This is a genomic window from Methanomicrobium sp. (assembly GCF_055145805.1).
Map to the genome: position 1 here is coordinate 1 of NZ_JBSREC010000074.1, position 6,224 is coordinate 6,224.

The following is a 6,224-nucleotide window of genomic DNA, read 5'->3' on the forward strand; positions in this document are numbered from 1 at the left end:
TCAGGAAGGTCGTACTCTGATGAGAGAAGAAGGGAGATAGCTGAAATTATCCGTGAAAAAGATGGTATATTCTATGAAGATGACGCATTTGGTGAGCTTTCATTTGACAACAGACCCAGAATGCCTGTTAAGAAATATGCACCTCTAAATACGATTATGAGCGGATCTTTTTCAAAAATCATTGCACCCGGAATGAGAATCGGATGGATATATGCACCTAAAGAGATTATAAAAGAGTTTGACAGTGCAAAGCAGGCAGCAGACCTTCATTCAAACTTTTTATGCCAGAAGATTATGCACCGCTATCTCCTGACAAACAACCTTAACAGCCACATTGAAAAGATTACAGCGGCTTACAGCAAAAAATGCAGGCTGATGTGTGATCTCTGTGATGACCTGCTGCCGGAAAGCATAACCCGCACCGACCCGAAAGGCGGGATGTTTATGATGCTCACACTTCCAAAAGAGATCAGTTCGCTTAAACTTTTTGAGGAGGGGCTTTTGAAAAAGGTAGCTGTTCTTCCGGGAATTCCTTTCTATGCAGACGGCGGAGGGGAGGATACTGTAAGGCTCAATTTTTCATATTCAAAGGAGGATGAAATAATTACAGGAATGGAGAGTTTAAAGGCTACATTCTCATCTTTTTGAATTTAATTAATTTTTTAAAGGGCCCTGTTATCTGATTTTTTAGTAATTTTTATTTCGTACTTTTTTGATAGTTTACAAAAAAAACCATCCCAAATTTAAAATGCTATTAAGGCAAGTCTAAATCATCAGAAAAGGTGCTGAAAAATGAATGTTTTAATAGTATATGCTCACCCTGAGCCGAAATCACTCAATTGTAAACTAAAGGATTTTGCCGTTGATGTGCTTGAAAAAGAAGGTCACTCTGTAAAAATGTCTGATCTGTATGCAATGAATTTCAAGTGTGCACTTGACGGTGACGACTTTTTAGACAGGGTTGATAAGAAGAAACTTGTAATCCCGAAAGAGCAGATGAATGCATATGACAAGGGAACATTAAGCCCTGACATCATGGATGAAATTGAGAAGATAAAATGGGCGGATTACATTATATTTCAGTTTCCGATATGGTGGAGCAGTTATCCGGCAATTCTTAAAGGATGGTTTGACAGGGTTTTTGTGCAGGGTTTTGTTGTAAACCTCTATGACGGATATCTGTATGATAAAGGCCTTTTAGCAGGAAAAAAATCAATAATTTCTGTAACTCTCGGGTCTCCGCAGGAGCTTTATACAAGAAACGGAATTCACGGAGATATTGAAGTTCACTTAATGACACTGTGGCACACAACACTTGAGTTTACCGGAATTGACAATCAGGAAATATTCTGCATATTCGATGCAGCTGTTATGAATCAGGACAGAATTAAATCCGAGTTTAAAAGATATGAAGATGTTTTGAAAAATATAAAATAAAATTTTTCTGTGCCCACAGATACGAAACATCTCAAAAATAATATCATCTAAAAGGGAAAATAATGTGAATATATAAACCTGATAAAAGGTTGAATATCACAACAAGGTGATATATTGGCAATTAGAACGATAAAATCGGCCTTTGATTATTACGACAGGCATTACGGGAAAAAAACTGTCATGCCAGAGAAGAAAAGACTGGACAGGATTATTCTTTCACTTTATATTCTGGGTGACAAAGGAAAAAAAAGTGTGGGACGTCAGGAAATTGAGAGGAAATGCTCAATTCCAAAAAACGAGATTATGCTTGCAATTGAGGAGCTGACTGAAAAAATCAGTATCATTGATGAGTCGACAATGTCAGGCATGAAATGGCGCCTGAACAGAAAAGGCATAAATTATGCAGAAGAGCTTATTGAAGAACTGGAAGGAACCATAACTTCGGTTTATATCCCTGAGCCGGACTGATCTTTTTTTTACAGACATTTTTTTTTTGATTTTCTGAAATATTAGATTTTTTTAAACTTAATTTATGACAATTCAAAGTTTTTGTTTTAAAAAAAGGGGTTTCCGGCAAAATTATTCAAAAAAGAGCAATCCTTGAAGAGATAATACTTATTTTTTCCTCTGTCAGCCGCCCTTTTTTACCTGCAATTTCATTTTTTCTTACTCTTGATATCTCTGATATCAGAATATAACTTTCGTCAAAAAGACTCAGGCCCCCTTTTTCAAAATCATTAAGTTCAAGGGGAATATTTGAGGAATCATAAGGAATCCGGCTTGTAACCGGGCATATTCTGACAAAACCCCTGCTATCAGTATCAATTACGACTGCCGGCCTTATTTTCATCTCATTTGGGCGGCCAAAACTTACAGGGGCAAGTACAACGTCGCCTAAAAAATAATCTGACATATATCTTTACGTTTTATCAGTTTTTTATCGGGGATAAAAATTACCTCTTATCCTTTTCAAAAAGACAGTTCTGACAGGCAAACCTTATGGCATATTAGATCCTTTCAGGATATTAATATAAATTTAACAGATGGAGATGAGAAAAATGAGCTCTAAAAAAATAATTACAGAAGAGGAAGCAAGAATTACCGCCGGAGAACTGGGTATTAAATGGGACAGATTTGATGTTGACCAGTTCAGACGCGGAATGGAAATTGAACTGGAACACGGACTTGTTGACCCGCACACAAATGTGACAAATGATGACACGCTTCTTACAGGAAAGATTGCACTTGCACATTTAAACGAGATTCCTGACTATTACGACAGACTCGAAAAGATGGAAAGGGAAGCTGAGGGAAAGGACTAAAATCATTTTTTGCGTTTTAATTGTTTAAAACAGATGTATATCCCAAAATTATCGGTTTTTAATACGACTTCTTTTCTTTGATAGTAACTGCCCTCATACAGATAGGTTTTTACTATCTCCTCATCAGTCTGGAGAATAACTATCCAAAAGACGGTTTTGTTGGAACAATTTTTTTATCGGTTTCGTTTACGCGATAGATTTATCCCTGTTTGTATCTCAGATAAGAAAAAGAAGGTGGCAGGAGCCAATAAGAAAATGGCAGAAAAATCCGGAAAAAAAACAGGACTAAAAGATTCTCATTTTGAGCCTGGAGAATCGCCGCACATATTCCCAATGTCCCTTCCAACTGTGATAAATATCGGGCTGATTGTAACCGAAACTGATTTTTCAAAGGAGAATGTTGTTAAGGCAATCAAAAACATTTTAAAAAGGCTTGAAAAAACTCTCGAAAACACACCTGCAAAATACAGGTTTATCCTTCCTTTTAGTTACGGTCCCGAACATGAAATCCTTGAAACTCTTTTATCCGACCCGGTCTGGGACAGATGCAGCCGGGCAGAGGTGCATTTAATTGAGGATGAAGAGGATGAGAGTGACGCGGACGCAACCTTTGAGTGGAAGGTACCCTATGAAATATCTAAAATCAAACTCAAAAAGAGAACAGCCGGATTTAATTCAGTAAACGACTCGATTGTCCAGATGAGCACACTCATAATCCTGGTGGGCGAGTGGGAACCGGGTTCACAGAGCTATAATGAGGGAAGCATTTTCAGGCTTGCAAGACATCACGGAACAACAATTGTTGCCATACATCCCAACGACATGAAAACTTACGAGATCCCGCATGAAGACAGGATATTTAATTCATACCAGTCTCTTAATGAGTACAACAACGAAGAAATCTCAAGGAAAAAATACTCAGAAAATATTGAAAGATATATTCAGATAATCAAGAATGAATGCCGAAAAGCTGATCTTCCGGAAGATATGGTGGAGTCTATCTACAACTCGCTTCTCCCTAATTTCACACGCACAAAGATGCTGGCCAGGAAATATCTGCGCTTATATTGGCTTGCAGGAACATCAGTTTCCTTACTCGCCGCTCTGGCAGTATTTACAATAACAATACAAACCATCTTCTTTACTGGAAACTCCGCACTCGTATGGCTTGAGGTTGCTGAAATCTTTTTAATTATTATTTTTATGACATGTTCAAGATACTGCAATTTTCATCGGAAATGGATAGATTACAATTTTTTGTCAGAAAGAATAAGGTCAGCCTTTTTTTTATATGTAGTTTACATCACATGTAAAAAACCTGATACACCTCCGCACATGAGTCTTGCACACAGACCAAATGACTGGATGGTTATGGCATTTGAATCCTTAATGACAGAAGTTCCAATCCCTTACTGCCGGATTGACATCCCTTTTGAACCTGTGAAAAAATTCTTTATCTCGGCATGGATTAATAACAGGCTGAAATTTTACGAAAAAGAGAGCAAAAATTCAGGTAAAAAATTTATTTATCTCACAATTGCAGGTGAGGCATTATTCTTACTAACCCTTGTTCTTGCTGTAGTTCATGCACTGGGAATTGGTCACTGGGAGCTGTATAATATAGAAGCTTCAATGATTCTTGCATCACTTACAATCTCGCTTCCCGCATTTGCAGCCGCAATAGCGTCAATAAGAGTCCAGAGAGAATATCTCCGAAATAAAGAGCGTTATTCCCATATCGCACGACACATCACTTCAATTAAAAATGAGATGGAGCATGTTGAGGATATGACTGCTCTTTGCAATCTTTTGGAGGAGATGAATGAGATAACATTAAGGGAACAGCAGGACTGGAGGATTCTTTTCAGGTTCAGAAAAATAGAGGCGGTTTAAAAGCCATATATTCGGAAAAATCCCATAAATTTAAGACAAATCATTTTCTTTGACATAATCAAGATAGCCTGAAATTAGCTCAAAAATTACCTCAGTGTCATTACCGCTGATTTTTATAAATGCCTCCTGCTGCCTGATATCAGGAGGATTGTCTTTTCCGGAAAAAGCCCTAATGAAATGTCCGAATATATCCTTATGTGCAATTTTGCCACCGGATTGTGATTTTTTAAGATCCTGATAAAAAATTTCAAGTTTATTTGGATCATCCATGTTTAGGAGGATAAATAGATTTTTTATGCCTTCTTCTGCCATTGTCTGCGCCTTAAAAAGCCCTATCGGGTGCTTTTCACCTGCTGAAATAAGAGCAGGACCCACATATAACAAAATCCTTTTATCAATCGACTTTAAGGGAATATTATCCTTAATTGTGTAATGGCCCATATCACCAAAGTCCCTTAAATCCAGAATCATTCCCGGATTCAGCCTTGTTTTTCTGGAATATCTCAGTTTAATTATGGAATAATCCGACATGCTGACAGCCATTACCTCAAAATTGCTATCCTTTCCGGGAGAGGGGGCAGAGATTATCGCCACATATACAATATCTGAAAGTGTGGGAGGAAGCCTCACCCTTTTTTTATCCTCACTCTTTTTTGAATCATGCCCGGTTTTTTTGGGATTACTTATATCATCAGATCTCATTTTAACCAATTTTATATCATATTCACCTGTCAAAATCCCCGATATCCCACCCGAGGTACTCTTTTATAATAATATATGCCATCTCAGGTGGAATTGCTCCATGTTCGGTGATTATTAAATCAACGTAGTCTGCCGGAGTTACATCAAATGCAGGGTTTCTCACGGTAACAAAAGGAAGTTTTTCAGATACTGATCTGTCAAGGACTTCTGAGGTATCTCTCTCCTCTATCTGTATCAGCTCACCGGTAATCGTTTTTGGTGCGAATTTGTAAGTCTCTGCGGCAACAATAAGAGGTGTTCTTGCCTCATGTGCACAGAGTGCTATCTGTGATGTGCCGATCTTGTTTACAACAGCGCCGTTTACAGTTATTGCATCTGAACCGACAATGACAAGTGAAATATCCTTCATGAAATAACGGGCAGCGGAATCGACGATGAAACTGGTTTTTATACCGGCATCATTCAGGGTTTTTATTGTGATATGACCCTGGTTTCTCGGCCGTACTTCGGTTGCAAATACCTCAAATTTCTTCTTTTGCCTGTGTGCCTCAATGATACAGGCGAGTGCAGCCTCAGAGTTGCAGTGGGTTAAAATAACATCGCCGTCTTTAATGTGCCTTGCACCAATCTCTGCAATACGTTTCACAGCCATTTCAGAGTTTTTTATAAAAGAATCAGCGCTTTTAATAACAGAATCCCTGGCCTCATCAAGGCTCTGTGCATTCCTTGCACCTTTCATAACAATATTTACGGCGTTTGGAAGAGAGACAGCAGTAGGTCTTGTCTGAAGAAGTAAAACTGCTGCAGACTCCATCTCCTTTAAAAATGAATTAAGATCTTTTGATTCCAGATCTTTTGAATGCTCTTTTA

At 38.1% G+C, this 6,224-nt stretch carries 8 protein-coding genes; 5 read left to right on the plus strand and 3 right to left on the minus strand.

Features of this window, described 5'->3' with window-relative positions:
• The 3 genes from ACTB1O_RS06955 to ACTB1O_RS06965 form a co-directional block, all read left to right on the plus strand.
• Positions 1-648: aminotransferase class I/II-fold pyridoxal phosphate-dependent enzyme (locus ACTB1O_RS06955; RefSeq protein ID WP_462994413.1), on the plus strand; the 648-nt coding region annotated here is incomplete at its 5' end.
• Between the two features lie 144 nt (positions 649-792).
• Entirely contained in the window at positions 793-1,437 is a 645-nt protein-coding gene (locus ACTB1O_RS06960; RefSeq protein WP_462994414.1) for an NAD(P)H-dependent oxidoreductase, read from the plus strand.
• Between the two features lie 114 nt (positions 1,438-1,551).
• Positions 1,552-1,905, plus strand: coding sequence for a hypothetical protein (locus ACTB1O_RS06965; RefSeq protein WP_462994415.1), 354 nt, complete (start codon positions 1,552-1,554; stop codon positions 1,903-1,905).
• A gap of 115 nt (positions 1,906-2,020) precedes the next feature.
• Here ACTB1O_RS06965 and ACTB1O_RS06970 read toward each other — a convergent pair whose 3' ends face one another.
• On the minus strand, positions 2,021-2,350 hold the full coding sequence (locus ACTB1O_RS06970) for a type II toxin-antitoxin system PemK/MazF family toxin (RefSeq protein WP_462994416.1): 330 nt from the start codon (positions 2,348-2,350) through the stop codon (positions 2,021-2,023).
• A gap of 145 nt (positions 2,351-2,495) precedes the next feature.
• Here ACTB1O_RS06970 and ACTB1O_RS06975 point away from each other — a divergent pair, with 145 nt between their 5' ends.
• Both ACTB1O_RS06975 and ACTB1O_RS06980 read left to right on the plus strand, forming a co-directional pair.
• Positions 2,496-2,759, plus strand: coding sequence for a DUF5661 family protein (locus tag ACTB1O_RS06975; RefSeq protein WP_462994417.1), 264 nt, complete (start codon positions 2,496-2,498; stop codon positions 2,757-2,759).
• 255 nt (positions 2,760-3,014) lie between these two features.
• Positions 3,015-4,652 (plus strand): hypothetical protein, encoded by a 1,638-nt coding sequence (locus ACTB1O_RS06980; protein ID WP_462994418.1) that lies wholly within the window; start codon positions 3,015-3,017, stop codon positions 4,650-4,652.
• A 30-nt stretch (positions 4,653-4,682) separates the two neighbouring features.
• On the opposite strand, the gene ACTB1O_RS06985 is transcribed toward ACTB1O_RS06980, so the two are convergent.
• Positions 4,683-5,363: a hypothetical protein gene (locus ACTB1O_RS06985; protein ID WP_462994419.1), complete on the minus strand. Its 681-nt coding sequence runs from the start codon at positions 5,361-5,363 to the stop codon at positions 4,683-4,685.
• A gap of 13 nt (positions 5,364-5,376) precedes the next feature.
• The coding region (locus ACTB1O_RS06990; protein ID WP_462994420.1) for a ribose 1,5-bisphosphate isomerase at positions 5,377-6,224 on the minus strand (848 nt) is incomplete at its 5' end.